14 protein-coding genes are annotated in these 20,689 nt (G+C 63.5%); 9 read left to right on the forward strand and 5 right to left on the reverse strand.

Translation table 11 applies throughout. From position 1 onward, the window contains the following. Positions 1-8 precede the first annotated feature (8 nt). Positions 9-1,337 (forward strand): cell envelope integrity protein CreD, encoded by a 1,329-nt coding sequence (creD, locus tag OO258_RS11925; protein WP_266030596.1) that lies wholly within the window; start codon positions 9-11, stop codon positions 1,335-1,337. 134 nt (positions 1,338-1,471) lie between these two features. Here creD and OO258_RS11930 read toward each other — a convergent pair whose 3' ends face one another. The 5 genes from OO258_RS11930 to aceE all read right to left on the reverse strand — a co-directional run bounded on the left by OO258_RS11930 (position 1,472) and on the right by aceE (position 10,188). Continuing rightward, the gene (locus OO258_RS11930) at positions 1,472-2,095 is read right to left on the reverse strand and encodes a glutathione S-transferase (protein WP_266030614.1); all 624 of its coding nucleotides are present in this window, start codon (positions 2,093-2,095) and stop codon (positions 1,472-1,474) included. 3 nt (positions 2,096-2,098) lie between these two features. Further along, entirely contained in the window at positions 2,099-2,767 is a 669-nt protein-coding gene (gene msrA, locus OO258_RS11935; RefSeq protein WP_110745912.1) for a peptide-methionine (S)-S-oxide reductase MsrA, read from the reverse strand. A 156-nt stretch (positions 2,768-2,923) separates the two neighbouring features. Next, positions 2,924-5,614, reverse strand: coding sequence for a putative bifunctional diguanylate cyclase/phosphodiesterase (locus OO258_RS11940; RefSeq protein ID WP_266030617.1), 2,691 nt, complete (start codon positions 5,612-5,614; stop codon positions 2,924-2,926). 277 nt (positions 5,615-5,891) lie between these two features. Beyond that, on the reverse strand, positions 5,892-7,529 hold the full coding sequence (gene aceF, locus OO258_RS11945) for a dihydrolipoyllysine-residue acetyltransferase (RefSeq protein WP_266030619.1): 1,638 nt from the start codon (positions 7,527-7,529) through the stop codon (positions 5,892-5,894). Between the two features lie 13 nt (positions 7,530-7,542). Further along, positions 7,543-10,188 (reverse strand): pyruvate dehydrogenase (acetyl-transferring), homodimeric type, encoded by a 2,646-nt coding sequence (aceE, locus tag OO258_RS11950; RefSeq protein WP_110745909.1) that lies wholly within the window; start codon positions 10,186-10,188, stop codon positions 7,543-7,545. Positions 10,189-10,571: 383 nt separating this feature from the next. Here aceE and glnE point away from each other — a divergent pair, with 383 nt between their 5' ends. From glnE to OO258_RS11990, 8 genes are all read left to right on the forward strand, one after another. Continuing rightward, positions 10,572-13,505, forward strand: a complete 2,934-nt coding sequence (glnE, locus tag OO258_RS11955; RefSeq protein WP_266030621.1) for a bifunctional [glutamate--ammonia ligase]-adenylyl-L-tyrosine phosphorylase/[glutamate--ammonia-ligase] adenylyltransferase — start codon at positions 10,572-10,574, stop codon at positions 13,503-13,505. Between the two features lie 223 nt (positions 13,506-13,728). After that, positions 13,729-14,778, forward strand: coding sequence for a lipopolysaccharide heptosyltransferase II (gene waaF / locus OO258_RS11960; RefSeq protein WP_110745907.1), 1,050 nt, complete (start codon positions 13,729-13,731; stop codon positions 14,776-14,778). After that, positions 14,779-15,837: a lipopolysaccharide heptosyltransferase I gene (waaC, locus tag OO258_RS11965; RefSeq protein WP_266030623.1), complete on the forward strand. Its 1,059-nt coding sequence runs from the start codon at positions 14,779-14,781 to the stop codon at positions 15,835-15,837. Continuing rightward, positions 15,837-16,961: a glycosyltransferase family 4 protein gene (locus OO258_RS11970; protein ID WP_266030626.1), complete on the forward strand. Its 1,125-nt coding sequence runs from the start codon at positions 15,837-15,839 to the stop codon at positions 16,959-16,961. Before waaC ends, OO258_RS11970 begins: the two co-directional genes overlap by 1 nt. Next, positions 16,958-17,764 (forward strand): lipopolysaccharide core heptose(I) kinase RfaP, encoded by an 807-nt coding sequence (gene rfaP / locus OO258_RS11975; protein ID WP_110745904.1) that lies wholly within the window; start codon positions 16,958-16,960, stop codon positions 17,762-17,764. The genes OO258_RS11970 and rfaP overlap by 4 nt, the downstream gene beginning before the upstream one ends. Further along, positions 17,764-18,498, forward strand: coding sequence for a lipopolysaccharide kinase InaA family protein (locus OO258_RS11980; RefSeq protein ID WP_110745903.1), 735 nt, complete (start codon positions 17,764-17,766; stop codon positions 18,496-18,498). Before rfaP ends, OO258_RS11980 begins: the two co-directional genes overlap by 1 nt. Then, positions 18,495-19,247, forward strand: a complete 753-nt coding sequence (locus OO258_RS11985) for a lipopolysaccharide kinase InaA family protein (RefSeq protein ID WP_266030628.1) — start codon at positions 18,495-18,497, stop codon at positions 19,245-19,247. The genes OO258_RS11980 and OO258_RS11985 overlap by 4 nt, the downstream gene beginning before the upstream one ends. Further along, a complete protein-coding gene (locus tag OO258_RS11990; protein ID WP_266030630.1) occupies positions 19,247-20,689 on the forward strand; it encodes a lipopolysaccharide kinase InaA family protein in 1,443 nt (480 codons plus the stop codon). Before OO258_RS11985 ends, OO258_RS11990 begins: the two co-directional genes overlap by 1 nt.

Below are 20,689 nucleotides of genomic sequence, written 5' to 3' on the forward strand. Positions count from 1 at the left end.
GAGGCCCCATGAACAAGACCATCGGTTTCAAGCTCGGCATGATCGCCCTGCTGATGTTGCTGCTGCTCATCCCTTTACTGCTGATCAACGGCCTGATCGACGAGCGCCAGGCCCTGCGCGACAACGTGCTGCGCGATATTGCCCAGAGCGCCAGCTTCGACCAGCAGCTCAGCGGCCCACTGCTGGTGGTGCCATACCGCAAGTACCAGCGACGCTGGATCGAAAAGGACGGCCAGCGCACCCAGGAGACCAGCACCATCGCCGGCCACCTGTACTTTCTGCCGGAAACCTTCGATGCTGACCTGGGCGTTGACACCGAACTACGCGCCCGGGGCATCTACCAGGCGCGGCTGTTCCACGCCAAGGGACGTATCAGCGGCCGCTTCAAGCTCCCGGAGCGCTGGGGCATCGACAAGGATTTCGACGACTACCGCTTCGACAAGCCGTTTCTGGTCGTGGGCATCAGTGATATCCGCGGCATCGAGAATGGCCTTGAACTGAATATGGACGAGCAAAAAGTACCGTTCGAGGCCGGCACCCAGCTCGACTGGATGCGCGGCGGCGTGCACGCCAGCCTGCCGGGGCTGGACGGGTTACAGGCGCGAGCGTTCAGCTATGGCTTTGACCTGGCGCTGCAAGGTACCGGCCAGTTGCACGTGGTACCTGTGGGCCGTACCAGCAGCGTGGACATGCGCGCCAACTGGCCGCACCCAAGCTTCGTCGGCAGCTACTTGCCCAACCGACGCGAGATCGATGCCCAGGGCTTCCGTGCCCACTGGCAAACCTCGTTCTTTGCTACCAACCTTGAGGACGCCATCCGCCAGTGCGCTACCGCCGGGCAGTGTGGGGACTTGAGTGAGCGCAGCTTTGGCGTGAGTTTTGTCGACCCGGTGGACCAGTACCTGAAAAGCGAGCGGGCGATCAAATACGCGTTGCTGTTCATTGCCCTGACGTTTGCCGGCTTTTTCCTGTTCGAGGTAATGAAGAACCTTAGTGTGCACCCGGTGCAGTACATCCTGGTGGGCGTGGCGCTGGCGTTCTTCTATCTGCTGCTGTTGTCGTTGTCCGAGCACATTGGCTTTGGTTTGGCGTATGGGCTGTCGGCTTCGGGCTGTGTGCTGCTGATCGGCTTCTACCTGAGCCATGTTTTGCACAGCCGGGGGCGAGGTGTGGGTTTTGCGGCGGGGCTGGCGGCGCTGTATGCGCTGCTCTATGGGCTGCTGAGTGCCGAAGACTATGCATTGCTGATGGGATCGCTGCTGTGCTTTGGCTTGCTGGGGGTGTTCATGGTGCTGACCCGGCGGCTGGATTGGGCGCGGGTGGGGAGGGCGGCATGAGGGAGGACAGAGAGATCGGGCGGTGGCTGGCCTTCAGGATTGGGCAGCTGTTTCCTGTGATACCCAGGTGAAGCTTTCGCGTGCCTGGCCGCTCCCCCAGGTTTGGGAGCGAGCGGGCACGCGAAGAGGCCCTGTCAGGCCACTGGAGATGTGGCGACCATCGACGGCCGCTTGGCCACCTCGGCATACCACGCCGCCAACCCAGGCTGGCGTTCACGCCAGCCAAACTCCGGCTGACGCAAATCCAGGTACCCCAGCGCACAGGCCACGCCAATCGCTGCCAGGTCGAAGCCGGACATCAGCTCAGGCAGGTGCTCCTGCTCCAGGTTGGCCAGGCTCCGGCGGATCTTGTCGCCCTGCGCCTGCAGCCAGCCATCCCAGCGCTTGTCTTCTGGCCGCAGGAAGCTCTCATACCGGCTCGACACCGCCGCGTCCATGATCGCATCGGCCTGTGATACCAAGGTCATGCGCCGCCAGCGCGCCGAGCCTTCACGCGGCAGCAGCGGCAGGCCGACGTGCTGCAGGTCGAGGTACTCGCAGATGACCCGGCTGTCGTGCAGCACGGTGCCGTCTTCCAGGCGCAGGGCCGGGATTTTGCCGATGGGGTTGTCCTGGTTGAGCTGCGGGTCGCCGCTCACCGGGCTGATGTTAACCGGCTGCAGTTGCACTCGATCAAGCTGGCCGGTTTCGTGCAACACCACCATGACCTTGCGCACGAAAGGCGACAACGGCGAGTGGAACAGGGTCATCGTGCTCATGCTTCAGTTACCTTGCAGGCTTGGTGGCAGGCACACGCCGGTGCCGCCGATGCCGCAGTAGCCGTCAGGGTTCTTGGCCAGGTACTGTTGGTGGTAGGCCTCGGCGAAGTAAACGGTCGGCGCTTGGTCGATCTCGGTGGTGATTTCACCGAAGCCGGCCTTGCTCAGCTCGGCCTGGAAAGCGTCGCGGCTAGCCTTGGCCTGTTCCAGTTGTTCTGGGCTGGTGCAGTAGATGGCCGAGCGATATTGGGTACCAATGTCGTTGCCTTGGCGCATGCCTTGGGTGGGGTTGTGCAGCTCCCAGAACATTGCCAGCAGTTCGCGGTAGCTGACTTTGTCCTTGTCGAACACCACCAGCACCACTTCGGTGTGGCCGGTCAGGCCCGAGCAAACTTCTTCGTAGGTGGGGTTGGGGGTGAAGCCGCCGGCATAGCCGACCACGGTGCTGACCACCCCTTCACGCTGCCAGAAGCGGCGTTCTGCGCCCCAGAAGCAACCCAGGCCGAAGATGGCGAAGTCGATGGCGCCTTCGAAGAACGGACCGAGCAGTGGGGTGTCTTTGAAGACGTAGTGGAACTCGGGCAGGTTCATTGGCGTTTCGCGGCCAGGCAGGGCCTGCTCCGCGGTTGGCATGACGTTTTTGTTCACCAGGATTTCCGAACGCAGGACCATAGCCGTTCCTCTGTTTTTCAGTTGGATAGGTGTTGAGCCCTTCGCGGGGCAAGCCCGCTCCCACAGGATTGGTGTTCAGACGCGAACTTGTGGGAGCGGGCTTGCCCCGCGAAGGGGCCCGAATGGCTTCTATAGTGCCCGAGGATTACGCCGCTGTCAGGCCACTGGTCCACGCGGGTAGCGCTTCAGCCGCTCGGCCAGCTCGCGGCCAGGGATCGGCCGGTCGAACAGGTACCCTTGGCCCACATCACAGCGATGCCGACGCAGGAACGCCAGCTGCGCCGGCGTCTCGATACCCTCGGCCACCACCTTCAGCTTCAGGTTGTGCGCCATGGCCACCACCGCCGAGGTGATTTCCATGTCGTCCTGGTTATCGGGGATCTCGTTGATGAAGCTACGGTCGATCTTGAGGATGTCGATCGGAAACTTCTTCAGGTAGCTCAGCGACGAATAACCGGTGCCGAAGTCGTCCATGGCCAGGGTCAGCCCCAGGGCCTTGAGCTCGTCCAGCTGGCGGTGGGTATCTTCGCTGGCTTCCAGCAGCAGGCCTTCGGTCAGCTCGAGCTCTAGCAGGTGCGGGGGCAGGGCTTCTTCCTTGAGGATGCTGCTGATCGACGCCACCAGGTCAGGGTCGGAAAACTGCTTGGGCGACAGGTTGATGGCTACGTGCAGGTTGCCCATGCCAGCCTCGCGCAGTTGCTGGCTCATGCGGCACGACTGGCGCACCACCCATTTGCCGATGGGGATGATCAGGCCAGTTTCCTCGGCCACGCTGATGAACTGGTCCGGGCGGATCATGCCCCGCTCGGGGTGGTTCCAGCGCAGTAGCGCCTCCAGGCCCAGCAGGCGGCCGCTACGCAGGCACAACTTGGGCTGGTAGAACACCTCCAGCTCGTTCTGCGTCAACGCGCGGCGCAGATTGTTCTCGACGAACAGTTTATAGCTGGCTTCGGCATTGAGTACTTCGGTGAACACTTGCACTTGATGCTTGCCGTTGGCCTTGGCCTTGTGCAATGCCAGGCCGGCATTTTTCATCAGGCTGGCCGGGTCGGTGCCGTGCAGCGGCGCACAGGCCAGGCCTACCGAAGCGGTGACGTTGATCAGCTGGTTGTCGACGAACATCGGTTTGTCGAGGGTGCTCAGCAATTGCATGGCAACGCCATGGCCATCTTCCAGGCTGGTGTCGTCGAGCAGCACGGCGAACTCGTTACTGGCAAACCGGGCCAGGATGCCGCCGGCATGCAGGCTGTTGCGCAGGCGCCGGGCCAGGCTGACCAGCAGCTTGTCGCCAGTCTGGTGGCCAAGGCTGTCGTTGATTCGCTTGAAGTTGTCGATGTCCACCAGCAGCAGGCACATCGAGGTCTCACCGTCGCGGGCGAAGCGCTCGTCGAGGCTGCGGATGAACGCCGGGCGGTTGCCCAGGTTGGTCAGGTTGTCGGTGTAGGCCAGCCGCTCGATGCGCTGCTGCGCCAGCTTGGTCTGGGTGACGTCTTCGTAGATGCCGATGTAGTGGGTCAGCTCACGGTTGTCGCCATAGACTTTGGAAATCGACAACTGGCCCCAGTACGGCTCGAGGTTCTTGCGTCGGCTCTTGAATTCGCCCTGCCAGCTGTTGCCCATGGCCAGGCTCGACGGCGAGTCGAACAGCAGCTCGCTGAGGTTTTCCAGCGCCGGTAGCTCGGCCAGGTGGCGGCCTTGTACTTCCTCTGTGCTGTACTGGGTGATGGCGGTGAAGCTTGGGTTGACGTACTCCACCCGGCCATCGCGGTTGACCAGCAGGAACGCGCTGGCACTTTGCTCGACCGCTCGCTGGAACAGGTGCAGGGCGCTGGCTGCCGCACGCCGGTTATGGTTGGTAATGACCTGGGCGAACTGGTCGGCCAGTTCGCCGGCAAAAGCGATTTCGTCCGACTGCCAGGCCCGCGGCTGGCCAGTCTGCTCCAGGCACAGCACGCCGACCACCTGGCCATCGACGCGGATACTGGCGTCGAGCATGGCCTTGTTTTCCGGGCGCAGGCTTTGTGCCAGGTCACGGGTACGCGGGTCGTGGCCGGCGTTGTGGGCGTCGATGGCGCGGCTGGTGTGCAGCGCGTCGAGGTAGTCGGGGAAGCAGCTTGCATCGATAGCCTCGGGCTGGCGATGCTCCTGCGCATCGCGGTACCAGGCGATGATCGGCTCCAGGCGCTGGTCTTCCAGGTGCCAGATGCTGGCACTGTCGACCTTGTAGATTTCGCAGGCGCTCTGGGTGATCAGCTGGGCGGCTTCCAGCAACGAGTTGCCGGCACTGTAGCGCTGGCGGGCCAAGCGCAGTATCAGGTCCTGCTGGCCGCGTACCCGCTCCAGGTGTTCCAGCTGTTCCTGCTGGGCGCGCTGGTTCAATTGCAGGGCCAGTTGCAGGCGATTGTTGCGTGATTCCAGGTCACTTGCGCCCGGTTCGCCGGCATCTTCCTGCTGGTCATCGAGCACGCTCAAGTAGCCGCGCAACAGCTGGCGGTTGTGCTGCTTGTAGGCTTCACCGGCTTCCAGCAGGCGCAGCGAGGTGCTGGGGGTGTGCAGGGTGTAGCGTACGCGGTAGTAACCGCGCCGGGCCAGTTGCAGCTGGATCTCGTCGTGCAGGCGGTAGCGTGCTTCGGGTTCCATCAGGCTGGCGTATGGCGCGTCGACCAGGGCGCACAGCTCGCCAGCGTGCAGGCCGAACTGGCGTTCGCAGGCCGGGTCCAGGTACAGCATGCCCCAGGTGGCTTCGTTGAGCCTTTCGAAACGCAGCATGCCGAGCCGCGAGGGCACGGGTAACTGCGTGACGACCTCGGCCGCCACACGGCTGGCGGCATCGGGTTGGCTTTTCATCGAAGGCTCGCTTGAAGAGGGAACGCTGAGTAGGACCGCAGCGGGTCTGGCAAGGTTGCATCATGTACTGAAGGCTGGCAAGCGGCCATGTGCGATGCTGTGGATAGGTTATCGGCTCGTGGGGCTGAAATCTTAGATCGCCTTCAGATTTTCGGCGCCTGGGAGACCGAATACTTTCGCCGGACAAAAAAAAGCCCCGCCAATCGACGGGGTTGAGGTACGAGCGTGGCAGCTCGAAAAGGGTACTGCCCCTCGCAAGGAGGGGCAGTGTGCTGGCTTACAGCAGCATGGTGCGGATGTCGCCCAGCACGTCGCCCAGGCGCTTGGTGAAGCGCGCGGCGGCAGCGCCGTTGATCACACGGTGATCGTAGGACAGCGACAGCGGCAGCATCAGCTTAGGCTGGAAGGCCTTGCCATCCCAGACCGGCTGCATGGTCGCCTTGGAGACGCCCAGGATAGCCACTTCCGGCGCGTTGACGATCGGCGTGAAGCCGGTGCCGCCAATGTGGCCGAGGCTGGAGATGGTGAAGCAGGCACCTTGCATGTCGTCTGCCGACAGCTTTTTGGTACGCGCCTTCTCGGCCAGTGCAGCGGCTTCGGCAGCCAGTTGCAGCAGGCTCTTCTGGTCGACGTTCTTGATCACAGGGACCAGCAGGCCGTCCGGGGTGTCCACGGCAAAGCCGATGTGCACGTACTTCTTGCGGATCACAGCCTTGCCGCTTGGCGCCAGCGAGCTGTTGAAGTCCGGCAGTTCCTTCAGCAGGAAGGCGCAGGCCTTGAGCAGTAGAGGCAGCACGGTCAGCTTCACGCCAGCTTTCTCGGCCACGGCTTTCTGCGCAACGCGGAAGGCTTCCAGCTCGGTGATGTCGGCGGAGTCGAACTGGGTCACGTGCGGCACGTTGAGCCAGCTGCGGTGTAGGTTGGCAGCACCGACCTGCATCAGGCGGGTCAGGGCCACTTCTTCCACTTCACCGAACTTGCTGAAGTCCACGGCAGGGATCGGCGGGATGCCGGCGCCGCCGGTTGCGCCAGCGGCTGCCGGGGCTTCCTTGGCCTTCTGCATCATCGCCTTGACGTACACCTGCACGTCTTCTTTCAGGATGCGGCCGTGCGGACCGGTGGCGGCAACAGCGCCCAGGTCGACACCAAATTCACGGGCCAGCTGGCGAACCGCCGGGCCGGCGTGAACCTTGGCATTGCTGCCGGCAGCCGGTGCGGTAGCAACCGGTGCAGCGGCAGCGGCCGGGGCAGCAGCAGGAGCAGGTGCGGCAGCCGGAGCAGCCTCAGCCTTGGCCGGGGCAGCAGCTGCTGGAGCCGCTGCAGCAGGCGCAGCGCCAGCAACCTTGAGCTTGAAGATCAGGTCGCCAGTGCCGACTTCGTCTTCCAGCTTGCACAGCACTTCTTCGACCACGCCGGCAGCCGGCGACGGGATTTCCATGGAGGCCTTGTCGGACTCCAGGGTAATCAGCGACTGGTCGGCTTCGACGGTGTCGCCGACCTTGACCAGTACTTCGATGATCTTGGCCTTGCCCGACGAGCCGATGTCCGGCACGTGGATGTCCTGCACGCTGGCAGCAGCCGGGGCGGCGGCCGGAGCAGCAGGAGCGGCTTCAGCGGCTGGCGCTGGAGCAGCAGCCGGAGCAGCGGCAGCGGCCGGAGCCTCAGGGGCCGCAGCAGCGGCGCCCTCGGCTTCCAGGACCAGCAGCTCGTCGCCTTCTTTCAGGCGGTCGCCCAGCTTGACCTTCAGTTCCTTGATGACGCCGGCCTTGGGGGCCGGGATCTCCATGGAGGCCTTGTCGGACTCCAGGGTCAACAGGCTCTGGTCAGCCTCGATACGATCACCGACCTTGACGAACAGCTCGATGATTTCACCTTCACCGCTGCCGATGTCAGGTACGCGAATGAGTTCGCTCACTTAAAAATACTCCTCAGCAGTCCAGTGGGTTGCGCTTGTCCGGGTCGATACCGAACTTGACGATAGCGTCTGCAACAACCTTGGGTTCGATCTCGCCACGGTCAGCCAGGGCTTCCAGGGCAGCCAGCACCACGAAGTGGCGGTCGACTTCGAAGAAGTGACGCAGCTTCTTGCGGCTGTCGCTGCGACCGTAACCGTCGGTACCCAGGACCTTGAACTCTTTGCTCGGTACCCACTGGCGAATCTGCTCGGCGAACAGCTTCATGTAGTCGGTCGAGGCGATGACCGGACCTTTGCGACCGTTCAGGCACTGCTCGACGTAAGTCTGCTGTGGCTTCTGGCCAGGCTTCAGGCGGTTGGCGCGCTCTACGGCCAGGCCGTCGCGACGCAGTTCGTTGAAGCTGGTAACGCTCCACACGTCGGCACCGACGTTGAACTCTTCACGCAGGATCTTCGCCGCTTCGCGGACTTCGCGCAGGATGGTGCCGGAGCCCATCAGCTGTACGTGGTGCGCGGCTTCGCGGGTGTCTTCTTCCAGCAGGTACATGCCCTTGATGATGCCTTCCTCGACACCGGCCGGCATGGCTGGCTGCTGGTAGGATTCGTTCATCACGGTGATGTAGTAGAAGATGTCCTGTTGCTCTTCGGTCATCTTCTTCATGCCGTCCTGGATGATCACCGCCAGCTCGTAGCCGTAGGTAGGATCATAGGTGCGGCAGTTCGGGATGGTGCCCGCCATCATGTGGCTGTGACCGTCTTCGTGCTGCAGGCCTTCACCGTTGAGGGTGGTACGGCCGGCGGTACCGCCGATCAGGAAGCCACGGGTGCGGCTGTCGCCAGCGGCCCAGGCCAGGTCGCCAATACGCTGGAAACCGAACATCGAGTAGAAGATGTAGAACGGCAGCATCGGCTGGTTGTGGCAGCTGTACGAGGTACCGGCAGCGATGAACGACGACATGGCGCCGGCTTCGTTGATGCCTTCCTCGAGGATCTGGCCCTTCTTGTCTTCGCGGTAGAACATCACCTGGTCTTTATCGACTGGCTCGTAGAGCTGGCCGACCGACGAGTAGATGCCCAGCTGACGGAACATGCCTTCCATACCGAAGGTACGGGCTTCGTCCGGGATGATCGGGACGATGCGCTGGCCGATGTCCTTGTCCTTGACCAGCTGCGCCAGGATACGCACGAAGGCCATGGTGGTGGAGATTTCGCGGTCGCCCGAGCCGTCCAGGATCGCCTTCAGCGTTTCCAGTGGCGGGGTCGGCACGCTGAAGCTCTTGGCGCGGCGCTGAGGCACGAAACCGCCCAGGGCAGCACGGCGCTCGGCCAGGTACTTGGCTTCGGCAGAACCTTCTTCCGGCTTGAAGAACGGCAGGTTTTCCAGGTCGGCATCCTTGACCGGGATGTCGAAACGGTCACGGAAGTGACGCAGGCTGTCGACGTCGACCTTCTTGGTGTTGTGCGCGGTGTTCTTGGCTTCGCCGGCACCGGTACCGTAACCCTTGATGGTCTTGGCCAGGATGACGGTCGGCTGCTCTTTGTGGTTCACAGCCTGGTGGTAAGCCGCGTAGACCTTGTATGGGTCGTGGCCGCCACGGTTGAGCTTCCAGATCTCTTCGTCGGACAGGTCTTCGACCATGGCCTTGAGCTCTGGAGTATTGAAGAAGTTCTCACGAACGTACGCGCCGTCTTTGGCTTTGTAGTTCTGGTACTCGCCGTCGATGACTTCGTCCATGCGGCGCTGCAGGGCACCGTTGGTGTCCTTGGCCAGCAGTGGGTCCCAGAAACGGCCCCAGACAACCTTGTTGACGTTCCAGCCACCGCCACGGAACACGCCTTCGAGTTCCTGGATGATCTTGCCGTTGCCGCGCACCGGGCCGTCGAGGCGCTGCAGGTTGCAGTTGATGACGAAGATCAGGTTGTCCAGCTTCTCGCGGCCGGCTAGGGCGATTGCGCCCAGGGATTCCGGCTCGTCGCACTCGCCGTCGCCCATGAAGCACCAGACCTTCTGCTTGCCGGCCGGGATGAAGCCGCGCGCTTCCAGGTACTTCATGAAGCGGGCCTGGTAGATGGCCTGGATCGGGCCCAGACCCATCGAAACGGTCGGGAACTGCCAGAAGTCAGGCATCAGCCATGGGTGCGGGTACGAAGACAGGCCGTTGCCGTCCACTTCCTGACGGAAGTTGTTCATCTGGTCTTCGTTGATGCGGCCTTCCATGAAAGCACGGGCGTAGACGCCTGGCGAAGCGTGGCCCTGGAAGAAGATCAGGTCGCCGCCGTGTTCTTCGGTCGGGGCCTGGAAGAAGTAGTTGAAGCCGATGTCGTACAGGGTGGCGCTGGAGGCGAAGCTGGAGATGTGTCCGCCCAGGTCCGAGTCTTTCAGGTTGGTGCGCATGACCATGGCCAGGGCGTTCCAACGCACCATCGAGCGAATGCGGCGTTCCATGAACAGGTCGCCAGGCATGCGTGCTTCGTGGGTGACAGGGATGGTGTTGCGGTATGGCGTGGTGATCGCATACGGCAGCTGGGAGCCACTGCGGGTGGCCAGCTCGCCCATACGGGTCATCAGGTAATGAGCGCGGTCTTCGCCTTCTTTGTCGAGGACCGACTCCAGGGCATCCAGCCATTCCTGGGTTTCGATTGGATCGAGGTCTTGCATGGCTTGCTCCAGGGCGGAAAGGCAACCAGAATCGATTGCCTGAAGTTGCGACTGGCCTTATGGGCAGACGTCGTGAATTCTTGGATTACCGGGGTGTCTTCCGGCGCGTTGTAGTTTTACTACATTTGCTTTCGCATTTCATGCTTTTACACGACATGAGTAGTAGTAAAACTACATTTGTGCGACGTTTGGTCGCACCTTCGCTTGTGAGGAAAAACGTTCATGTTGGTTGGCATTGTGTCGCGAACAGGTGCTTCTTGATGTTTGTTGCCAATTTTTCGTTTTTTTCAGCTATTTCCAACTTTTGTACGACAGTCCAACCGTGGTCCGGCTTCCCCTTGGCCGCTTTTTCCCCTCTATTTCACGCCGATCAAGGATAGACCATGCGCCTACCTTTGCCCTCAGATCTGCCTGCCAGCTTGCAGCCGCTGGTCACTCGCAACCGTCAGTTCATCAGCGATGCCGTGGCCGTCCACCCTGATCTCGACCTGAATGGTTGGAGCCCGGCCCATTGGCAACAGTTCGATCAGGTCGCCGCCGCCAGCGATTTCGTTCTGGGGGTGGCACAGCGCGACCCGGCCATGCTGTTTGCCCTGCTGGCCAGTGGCGAGCTGGAGCGGCGTTACGCCCCGGGTGAGCTGCGCGGGCAAATTGCCGAGGCTGCCCAGGCGGCGCAGAGCGAGGACGAACTGGCGCGCAACCTACGACGCGCGCGCAACCGCCAGCAGGTGCGCATCATCTGGCGCGACATCACCCGCCAGGCCGAGCTGGGCGAAACCTGCCGCGATCTGTCGGACCTTGCCGATGCTGCCATCGACGAAGCCTACCAATGGCTGTACCCGCGCCATTGCCAGCAGTTCGGCACGCCCATCGGCAACCGCAGCGGCAAACCGCAGCACATGGTGGTGCTGGGCATGGGCAAGTTGGGGGCGGTTGAGCTCAACCTGTCCTCGGACATCGACCTGATCTTCGGCTTCCCCGAAGGCGGTGAAACCGAAGGCGTGAAGCGCTCGCTGGAAAACCAGGAGTTCTTCACCCGCCTGGGCCAGCGGCTGATCAAGGCACTGGACCCGGTGACTGTCGACGGCTTCGTGTTCCGTGTCGACATGCGCTTGCGCCCGTATGGCTCGGCCGGTGCACTGGTGCTGAGCTTCAATGCCCTGGAGCAGTACTACCAGGACCAGGGCCGCGACTGGGAACGCTACGCCATGATCAAGGCACGGGTGGTGGCTGGCGACCAGGCGGCCGGTGCGCAGTTGCAGGAGATGTTGCGGCCGTTCGTGTACCGCCGTTACCTGGACTTTTCCGCGATCGAAGCGCTGCGCACCATGAAGCAGCTGATCCAGCAGGAAGTGCGGCGCAAGGGCATGGCCGACAACATCAAGTTGGGTGCCGGTGGTATTCGTGAGGTCGAGTTCATCGCCCAGGCCTTCCAGTTGATCCACGGCGGGCGTGACCTCAGTCTGCAGCAGCGGCCGTTGCTCAAGGTGCTGGCCACCCTGGAAGGCCAAGGCTACCTGCCGCCAGCGGTGGTGGCCGAGTTGCGCGAGGGCTATGAGTTTTTGCGGTATACCGAGCACGCCATCCAGGCCATTGCCGACCGCCAGACGCAGATGCTGCCTGAGGGCGAGACCGACCAGGCGCGGGTGGCGTACATCCTGGGCTTTGCCGACTGGCAGAGTTTCCACGATCAATTGATGTACTGGCGTGGTCGGATCGACTGGCACTTCCGCCAGGTAATCGCCGACCCGGATGATGAAGACGGCGACAGCGAACTGGTGGTGGGCGGCGAATGGTCGCCGCTGTGGGAGCAGGCCCAAGACGAGGAGGCCGCCGGCCGCCAACTGCAGGAGGCCGGTTTCCAGGAGCCTGTCGAAGCGCTGCGGCGCCTGGCTGCGCTGCGCTCCAGCCCGCAGTTGCGCTCGATGCAGCGTATCGGCCGTGAGCGCCTGGACGCCTTTATCCCGCGCTTGCTGGCGCAGGCGGTGGAGCATGAAAACCCTGACCTGGTGCTTGAGCGAGTATTGCCGCTGGTCGAGGCAGTGGCGCGGCGTTCGGCCTATCTGGTACTGCTGACCGAAAACCCGGGAGCACTGCGCCGTCTGCTCACCCTGTGCGCCGCCAGCCCCTGGATTGCCGAGCAGATGGCCCGCTACCCGCTGCTGCTCGACGAACTGCTCAATGAAGGCCGCCTGTTCAGCCCGCCGCTGGCGCCAGAGCTGGCCAGCGAGCTGCGCGAACGCCTGACGCGCATTCCCGAGGACGACCTGGAGCAGCAGATGGAGGCGCTACGCCACTTCAAGCTGGCCCACAGCCTGCGCGTGGCGGCCTCGGAAATCAGCGGCAACCTGCCATTGATGAAGGTGAGCGACTACCTGACCTGGCTGGCTGAAGCGATCCTCGACCAAGTGCTGGCGCTGGCCTGGCGCCAGACCGTGGCCCGCCACGGTCAGCCAAAGCGCAGCGACGGCAGCCTGTGCGACCCGGGTTTCATCATCATTGGCTACGGCAAGGTGGGTGGCCTGGAGCTGGGCCACGGCTCGGACCTGGACCTGGTGTTCATCCACGACGGCGATCCGCAGGCAGAAACCGACGGTGCCAAGCCGATCGACAGCGCGCAATTCTTCACGCGCCTTGGCCAGCGAATCATCCACCTGCTGACCACCCAGACCAACTCGGGTCAGCTGTATGACGTGGACATGCGCCTGCGCCCGTCCGGCGCTTCGGGCTTGCTGGTCAGCTCGCTGGGCGCGTTCGAGCGCTACCAGCAGAACGAAGCCTGGACCTGGGAGCACCAGGCGCTGGTACGGGCACGGGTGCTGGTGGGTTGCAAGCAGGTAGGCGCAGCGTTCGAAGGCGTGCGTGCGAAGGTACTGGGCCAGGCCCGCGACCTGGAAAAGCTGCGCAGCGAAGTGAGCGAGATGCGCGCCAAGATGCGCGATAACCTCGGCACCAAGGCCACTATGGCCGGCACTGCCGCCAATGCCTTTGAAGCCGGTGCGCCGTTCGATATCAAGCAGGATGCCGGCGGTATCGTCGATATCGAATTTATGGTGCAATACGCCGCTTTGGCCTGGTCCCATGACCACCCGGCCATACTGCGATGGACCGATAACATCCGCATTCTGGAAGAGCTGGAGCAGGCAGGTTTGATGCCGGCCAGTGACGCGGTGCTGTTGCGTGAAGTGTACAAGGCGTTCCGCTCGGCCTCGCACCGCCAGGCCCTGCAGAAGCAGGCCGGGGTGATCGATGCGACGCAGTTTGCCGATGAACGCCGTGAAGTGCGGCGGATATGGGGTGAACTGGGGTTGACCTGAAGGCGCCGCAGGCCCTGTGGGAGCGGGTTTACCCGCGAAGCAGGCACCGCGGTGTCTGGCACGGGCTTCGCCCGTGTTCGCGGGTGAACCCGCTCCCACAGGGGCTGCGATCAGCCATGGATCTGCCTGAGTGGTACACTGTCCGCCACATAGCCTGAATATAAAGAGGGGAGGCCAGGCTGTACCGCAGTCTGTAGCCTCCCCGAGCGTTTCTGGACTAAGCATGAGAATACTGATCATTGGCCCCAGCTGGGTCGGCGACATGGTGATGGCGCAGACCCTGTTCCAGTGCCTGAAACAGCAGCACCCCGACTGCGTGATCGACGTGCTGGCCCCTGAGTGGAGCCGGCCGATCCTCGAACGCATGCCCGAAGTGCGCCAGGCCTTGAGCTTCCCGCTCGGCCACGGCGCGCTGGAACTGGCCACGCGGCGGCGCATCGGCAAATCCCTGGCCGGCCAGTACGACCAGGCCATCCTGCTGCCCAATTCGCTGAAGTCGGCACTGGTTCCGTTCTTCGCCGGCATCCCCAAACGCACCGGTTGGCGCGGGGAAATGCGCTTCGGCCTGCTCAATGACGTGCGCAAGCTGGACAAGGCCCGTTACCCGTTGATGATCGAGCGTTTCATGGCTTTGGCCTACGCGCCGGGCGCCGAGCTGCCGCAGCCGTATCCGCGCCCCAGCTTGCAGATCGAAGCACAAAGCCGCGAGGCCGCCCTGGCCAAGTTCGGCCTGGAGCTGGATCGCCCGGTGCTGGCGCTGTGCCCCGGTGCCGAGTTCGGCGAAGCCAAGCGCTGGCCCGCCGAACACTATGCCGCCGTGGCCGACGCGATGATCCGCCAGGGCTGGCAGGTTTGGCTGTTCGGCTCCAAGAACGACCACCCGGTCGGTGAGCAGATCCGCGACCGGCTTATTCCGGGTTTCCGTGAGGAATCGTCCAATCTGGCAGGGGAAACCTCGCTGGCCGAGGCCATCGACCTGATGTCCTGCGCGCATGCCGTGGTGTCCAACGACTCCGGGCTGATGCACGTGGCGGCCGCGCTGAACCGACCGTTGGTGGCGGTGTACGGCTCGACTTCGCCCGGCTTCACCCCGCCGCTGGCCGAGCAGGTGGAGGTGGTGCGCACCGGTATCGAGTGCAGCCCTTGCTTCGACCGCACCTGCCGCTTCGGCCACTACAACTGCCTGCGCCTGCTGGACCCGGGCAAGGTCATCGCCGCCCTGCACAGCCTGAGCGGGCCGGACCTTATCGACACCGTGGCCGAGGTCGACTAAGTGCGGGTTCTGATCATCAAGACTTCGTCGCTGGGGGATGTGATCCACACCCTGCCGGCACTGACCGATGCCGCACACGCCATCCCGGGCATTCGCTTCGATTGGGTTGTGGAAGAAGGCTTTGCCGAAATCCCCAGCTGGCACCCGGCGGTCGACCAGGTTATTCCGGTGGCCATTCGCCGCTGGCGCAAGAACCTTTGGCAAACCATCAAGAGTGGCGAGTGGAAGGCGTTCAAGCAGCGTGTGCGCGAGCGCAAGTACGACCTGGTGATCGACGCCCAGGGCCTGGTCAAGTCGGCTTGGCTGACCCGCTACGTGAAGGCTCCGGTAGCCGGCCTGGACCGCTATTCCGCCCGTGAAGGCTGGGCCAGCCGCTTCTACGACCGGCGCCTGTCGGTTGCCACCGGCCAGCATGCGGTCGAGCGCGTGCGCCAGCTGTTCGCCATGGCCCTGGCCTATGACCTGCCAGAAGGCATCGGCAACTACGGCCTCGACCTGGAACGCCTGCAACTGCCGCCGGCTGCGCCTTACGTGGTGTTCCTGCATGGCACCACGTGGGCGACCAAGCACTGGCCGGAAGCCTACTGGCGCGAACTGGCCGAGCGCATGGGCCGGCGCAAGCTGGAAGTGCGCCTGCCGTGGGGCAACCCTGCCGAGAAGGCACGGGCCGAGCGCATTGCTCAGGGCTTGAACAACTGCCAGGTACTCCCCAAATTGAACCTTGCCGGCGTCGCGCGCGTACTGGCGGCGGCAAAGGCCTGCGTGGCGGTCGATACCGGCCTTGGCCACCTGGCCGCGGCACTCGATGTGCCGACCATTTCGCTGTTTGGCCCGACCAATCCCGGCCTGACTGGCGCCTACGGACGGACCCAGATTCACCAGGCCAGTGACTGGCCTTGCGCTCCCTGCCTGCAGAAGAAGTGCACCTACAAACCGAGCGCCGATGACCTGGCCCGGTTCGATCTGAAACGCGAGTGGCCGCTGTGCTTCACTCGCCTGAATCCCGAGCATGTGGCGAGCCGCTTGAGCGCGTTGCTGCTGGCTGAGGATGTCCGTTGATGCAACTGGCTTTCGTACTTTACAAATATTTCCCCTTCGGCGGGTTGCAGCGTGATTTCATGCGCATTGCCCTGGAATGCCAGAAGCGGGGCCACCAGATCCGTGTGTATACGCTGATCTGGGAGGGTGACATTCCGCCGGGCTTCGAAGTGCTGGTGGCGCCGGTGAAGGCGATCTTCAACCACCGCCGCAACGAGAAGCTCAGTGCCTGGATGGCCGCCGACCTGGCCAAGCGCCCGGTCGACCGCCTGATCGGCTTCAACAAGATGCCGGGGCTGGACGTGTACTACGCCGCCGACGGCTGCTTCGAGGACAAGGCACAGACCCTGCGTGGTGGCCTGTACCGCCGCTGGGGCCGCTACCGGCATTTTGCCGAATACGAGCGCGCGGTGTTCGCCAAGGACTCGCATACCGAAGTCCTGATGATTTCCGAAGTGCAGCAGCCGCTGTTCGTCAAGCACTACGGAACCCCGGCAGAACGCTTCCACTTGCTGCCGCCTGGCATTTCCCAGGACCGTCGTGCACCCGCCAATGCTGCCGAAATCCGTGCCGAGTTCCGCAAGGAATTCAACCTGGACGATGACGACCTGTTGCTGGTGCAGATTGGCTCGGGCTTCAAGACCAAAGGTGTGGACCGCAGCCTCAAGGCGCTGGCCGCGCTGCCGTCGACCCTGCGCAAGCGTACCCGACTGATGGTGATCGGCCAGGACGACCCCAAGGTGTTCCAGTTGCAAAGCGCCACCCTGGGCCTGGGCGACCAGGTGCAGTTCCTCAAGGGCCGCAGTGATATTCCGCGCTTCCTGCTGGGCGCCGACCTGCTGATTCACCCGGCGTACAACGAGAACACCGGCACGGTGCTTCTGGAGGCGCTGGTGGCCGGCCTGCCGGTGCTGGTATCCAAGGTGTGCGGCTACGCCCATTACATCGCCGAGGCCGACAGTGGCCTGGTGCTGGATGAACCGTTCGAGCAGGACCAGCTCAACGGCTACCTGCAGCGTATGCTTGAAGACCCGCAGGCCCGCGCCAACTGGTCGCGCAACGGCCTGGCATTTGCTGAAACCGCCGATCTGTACAGCATGCCGCAGCATGCTGCCGACGTGATCCTGGGGCAGAAAACCGCATGAAGCTGATCCTGGCCGAACCCTTCAAACGCCTGTGGGCCGGGCGTGATGCCTTCGACGCCGTGGAGGAACTGCAAGGCGAGGTCTATCGCGAGCTGGAAGGGCGCCGCACGCTGCGTACCGAGGTGGCTGGCGAAGGCTTTTTCGTCAAGATCCACCGCGGCATCGGTTGGGGCGAGATCTTCAAGAACCTGTTCACTGCCAAGCTGCCAGTGCTGGGCGCCGGCCAGGAATGGCGGGCGATCCAGCGGCTGCATGAAGTGGGCGTGCCGACCATGACCGCAGTCGCCTACGGCGAGCGCGGCAGCAACCCGGCCGCGCAGCACTCGTTCATCATCACCGAAGAGCTGGCGCCGACCATCAGCCTGGAAGACTTCAGCATCGACTGGGTCAGGCAGCCGCCACAGCCACGCCTCAAGCGTGCGCTGATTGCCGAGGTGGCGAAGATGACCGGTGGCATGCACCGTGCCGGGGTCAACCACCGTGACTGCTACATCTGCCACTTCCTGCTGCACACCGACCGCCCGGTGACGGCGGATGACTTCAAGCTGTCGGTGATCGACCTGCACCGCGCGCAAACCCGGGCGACAATCAGCCGGCGCTGGCGCGACAAGGACCTGGCGGCGCTGTATTTCTCCGCGCTGGACATCGGCCTGACGCAACGGGACAAGCTGCGCTTCCTGCGTGGTTACTTCCAGCGCCCGCTGCGGCAGGTCCTCAAGGACGAAGCTGCTCTGCTTGCCTGGCTGGAGCGCAAGGCGCAGAAACTCTACGATCGCAAGCAACGCTATGGGGACGCACTCTGATGGCGAGTTGGACACTGGCGCCGGGCTACGAACACCTGGCGGCGGACTTCGGCAGCCTCGATGCAGTATTTGCCATCAAAGGCGAACGCCTGACCCGCGACCCGCTCAGCGAGGTGGTGCGCATCGAGCGTGACGGCGTCAACTATTACGTCAAACGTTATACCGGCGCCGGCAAGCACATGCGCCGCTACCTGGGTCGTCCGCGCATCAAGGCTGAATGGCAGAACCTCAAGCAGTTCGCCAAGTGGGGCATTCCCACGGCCGAAGTGGTGGCCTGGGGGCTGGAGCGCAAGGGCCTGGCCTTTGGTCGTGGGGCGATGATCACCCGCGAGTTGCCGAATACCGAAGACCTGTCGGCACTCGCCGAGCGCAACGATGCGCGCCTGGCCGACCGCGCCTGGGTCGACCACCTCAGCCGACAGCTGGCACGCCATACCCGGGTGATGCACGAGCACCGCTTCGCCCACAACGACCTCAAGTGGCGCAACCTGCTGGTCGATGACCAGGGCACGCTATTCTTCATCGACTGCCCCACCGGCGACTTCTGGCGCGGCTTCATGTGGCGGCACCGGATGATCAAGGACCTGGCATGCTTGGACAAAGTGGCCAAATACCACCTGTCGGCCACCCAGCGCCTGCGCTTCTACCTGCAATACCGTGGCCGTGACCGACTGAATGTGCGCGACAAGAAGCGCATTCGCCAGGTGCTGGGCTTTTTCGAGGGAAGGGAATGACCGATTACCTGGCCAGCGCGGACGTCGCGCTGCTCAAACGCCATGGCCTGGACGATTTCGAGGCGCTGTGGGCGCTGCAACTGGACGCCGTGGATGAACCCAACACCGGCCGTGGCGGCTGGAGCAGCGTGTTCCGCCTGGAACTCGAAGGCAAAGGTTATTACCTCAAGCGCCAGAGCGACTACCTGACCCGCACCCTGCACAGGCCCTTTGGCGAGCCGACCTTCGCCCGCGAATTCCGCAACATCAGCCGCTATCAGAAGCTGCACATTCCGGCCCTGCAAGCGGTGTTCTACGGTGAGCGCAAACAGGCTGGCAAGCACCGGGCGATCCTGATGACGCGTGCCCTGGACGAATGGACTGACCTCGACAGCCTGCTGGCGCAATGGCCGCAACTGGGCAGTGCCGAGCGTACGGGCATCCTGCAGGCCTGCGGCCAGCTGGCGCGCACCCTGCACAGCGCCGGGCAGGTGCACGGCTGTTTCTACCCCAAGCACATTTTCCTGCGCCAACGCCGCGAAGGCTGGGACGCGCAATTGATCGACCTGGAAAAGACCCGGCCGCTGCTGTTCGGTATGCGTGACCGCCTCAAGGACCTGGAACCGCTGCTGCGCCGCGCCCAGGTATGGAGCGAGCAGGATGTGCGCACCTTGCTGGCCACCTACCTGGTACAACCGGCCGACAGCTCGTTGGTCGATACCTGGCTACAACGCCTGACGCAACGCCGTCGTGAAAAAGAGGCCCGTTGATGCGTTTGTCTGAACTGAAGGATGCCGGGCGCAGCCCGTCGCTACCCCTGAGTATCAACCTGGCCGATGCCGCCGGCAGTGCCGACCTGCAACTGCTGACCCTGCTGCGCGTATTGCCGGGCCAGCGCTATGTGGGTGCTGGCGTATGGCGTGGTACCCCGGTGCTGGCCAAGCTGCTGGTTGGCGGGAATGCCGCCAGGCATTTCCAGCGTGAGTTGCAGGGTGTGAAGTTGCTGGCCGAACAGGGTCTGACCACGCCGAAATTGCTGGCCGACGGCCTCAAGGAAGGCGAGGGTGGCTGGCTGCTGTTCGAGTTCCTCGATGGCGCCGAAAGCCTGGCTGACGCCTGGGCGGCGGTAGAAGCCCAGCCGGTGCTGGCCGACGAGCAGCACCTGGTGCTGGGCGAAGCGCTGACCGCCGTAGCGCGTATGCATGCCCAGGGCTTGTGGCAGGAAGACCTGCACCTGGATAACCTGCTGCGCCACGGCGGCAAGCTTTACCTGATCGACGGCGCTGGCATCAAGGCGGAAACGCCTGGCCAGCAGTTGTCGCGCCCACGGGTGCTGGAAAACCTCGGGGTCTTCTTCGCCCAACTGCCCAAACGGCTGGAGCCCTTCATCGAAGAGCTGCTGGTGCACTACCTGCTGGCCAACGCCGAGCATGCGTTACCCTTGGAGGCCCTGCAGAAACAGGTGGACAAGGTCCGTAACTGGCGCCAGAAGGATTACCTGGAAAAGGCTGGCCGCGAGTGCAGCCTGTTCAGCGTGCAGCGCACCCTCTCGGGCTTGCAGGCTATCCGCCGCAGTGAGGTCCAGGCCATGCAGCCGGTACTGGAGCAGGCCGATGCGCTGATCGACCAGGGCCATTTATACAAGACCGGTGGTGCTGCCAGCGTGGCGCGCATCGAGGTGAATGGTCGCCCGCTGGTGATCAAACGCTACAACATCAAGAACACCGCGCATTGGTTCAAGCGCTTCTGGCGCCCTAGCCGGGCGTGGCATTCATGGATCGAAGGCCACCGCCTGGAGTTTCTCGACATCGCCACGCCACGCCCTCTCGCGGTGCTGGAACAGCGGGTGCTGGGCCTGCGTAGCCGTGCCTATCTGGTCACCGAATATGTCGACGGCCCGGACCTGACGGCATGCTTCGCGCCCTACGTCGAAAGTGGCGATGCACCCGAGGAGCAGGTGGATGCCTTGGTCCATGTGATGCAGCAACTGATTCGCGAGCGTATCAGCCACGGGGACTTCAAAGGCCATAACCTGTTCTGGCACAACGGCCAGTGGTCGCTGATCGACCTTGATGCCATGTGCCAGCACGCCACCCAGCTCAGCTTCGCTCCGGCCTATGCCCGTGACCGGGCACGGCTGCTGCGCAACTGGCCGAGTGGCAGTGCCTTGCATCAGCGACTGGACCGGCTTTTGCCAAAACTGGTCGAGTAA

This window comes from Pseudomonas sp. DCB_BI (genome assembly GCF_026240995.1).
GTDB lineage: Bacteria > Pseudomonadota > Gammaproteobacteria > Pseudomonadales > Pseudomonadaceae > Aquipseudomonas.

Excerpts from the sequence above, each read along its gene's own strand:
- OO258_RS11980 (WP_110745903.1), top strand. The coding sequence starts at position 17,764 with ATGGCGAGTTGGACACTGGCGCCGGGCTACGAACACCTGGCGGCGGAC.
- rfaP (WP_110745904.1), top strand. The coding sequence starts at position 16,958 with ATGAAGCTGATCCTGGCCGAACCCTTCAAACGCCTGTGGGCCGGGCGT.
- OO258_RS11990 (WP_266030630.1), top strand. The coding sequence starts at position 19,247 with ATGCGTTTGTCTGAACTGAAGGATGCCGGGCGCAGCCCGTCGCTACCC.
- aceE (WP_110745909.1), bottom strand. The coding sequence starts at position 10,188 with ATGCAAGACCTCGATCCAATCGAAACCCAGGAATGGCTGGATGCCCTG.
- msrA (WP_110745912.1), bottom strand. The coding sequence starts at position 2,767 with ATGGTCCTGCGTTCGGAAATCCTGGTGAACAAAAACGTCATGCCAACC.
- OO258_RS11940 (WP_266030617.1), bottom strand. The coding sequence starts at position 5,614 with ATGAAAAGCCAACCCGATGCCGCCAGCCGTGTGGCGGCCGAGGTCGTC.
- OO258_RS11970 (WP_266030626.1), top strand. The coding sequence starts at position 15,837 with ATGCAACTGGCTTTCGTACTTTACAAATATTTCCCCTTCGGCGGGTTG.
- glnE (WP_266030621.1), top strand. The coding sequence starts at position 10,572 with ATGCGCCTACCTTTGCCCTCAGATCTGCCTGCCAGCTTGCAGCCGCTG.
- OO258_RS11985 (WP_266030628.1), top strand. The coding sequence starts at position 18,495 with ATGACCGATTACCTGGCCAGCGCGGACGTCGCGCTGCTCAAACGCCAT.
- waaF (WP_110745907.1), top strand. The coding sequence starts at position 13,729 with ATGAGAATACTGATCATTGGCCCCAGCTGGGTCGGCGACATGGTGATG.
- OO258_RS11930 (WP_266030614.1), bottom strand. The coding sequence starts at position 2,095 with ATGAGCACGATGACCCTGTTCCACTCGCCGTTGTCGCCTTTCGTGCGC.
- creD (WP_266030596.1), top strand. The coding sequence starts at position 9 with ATGAACAAGACCATCGGTTTCAAGCTCGGCATGATCGCCCTGCTGATG.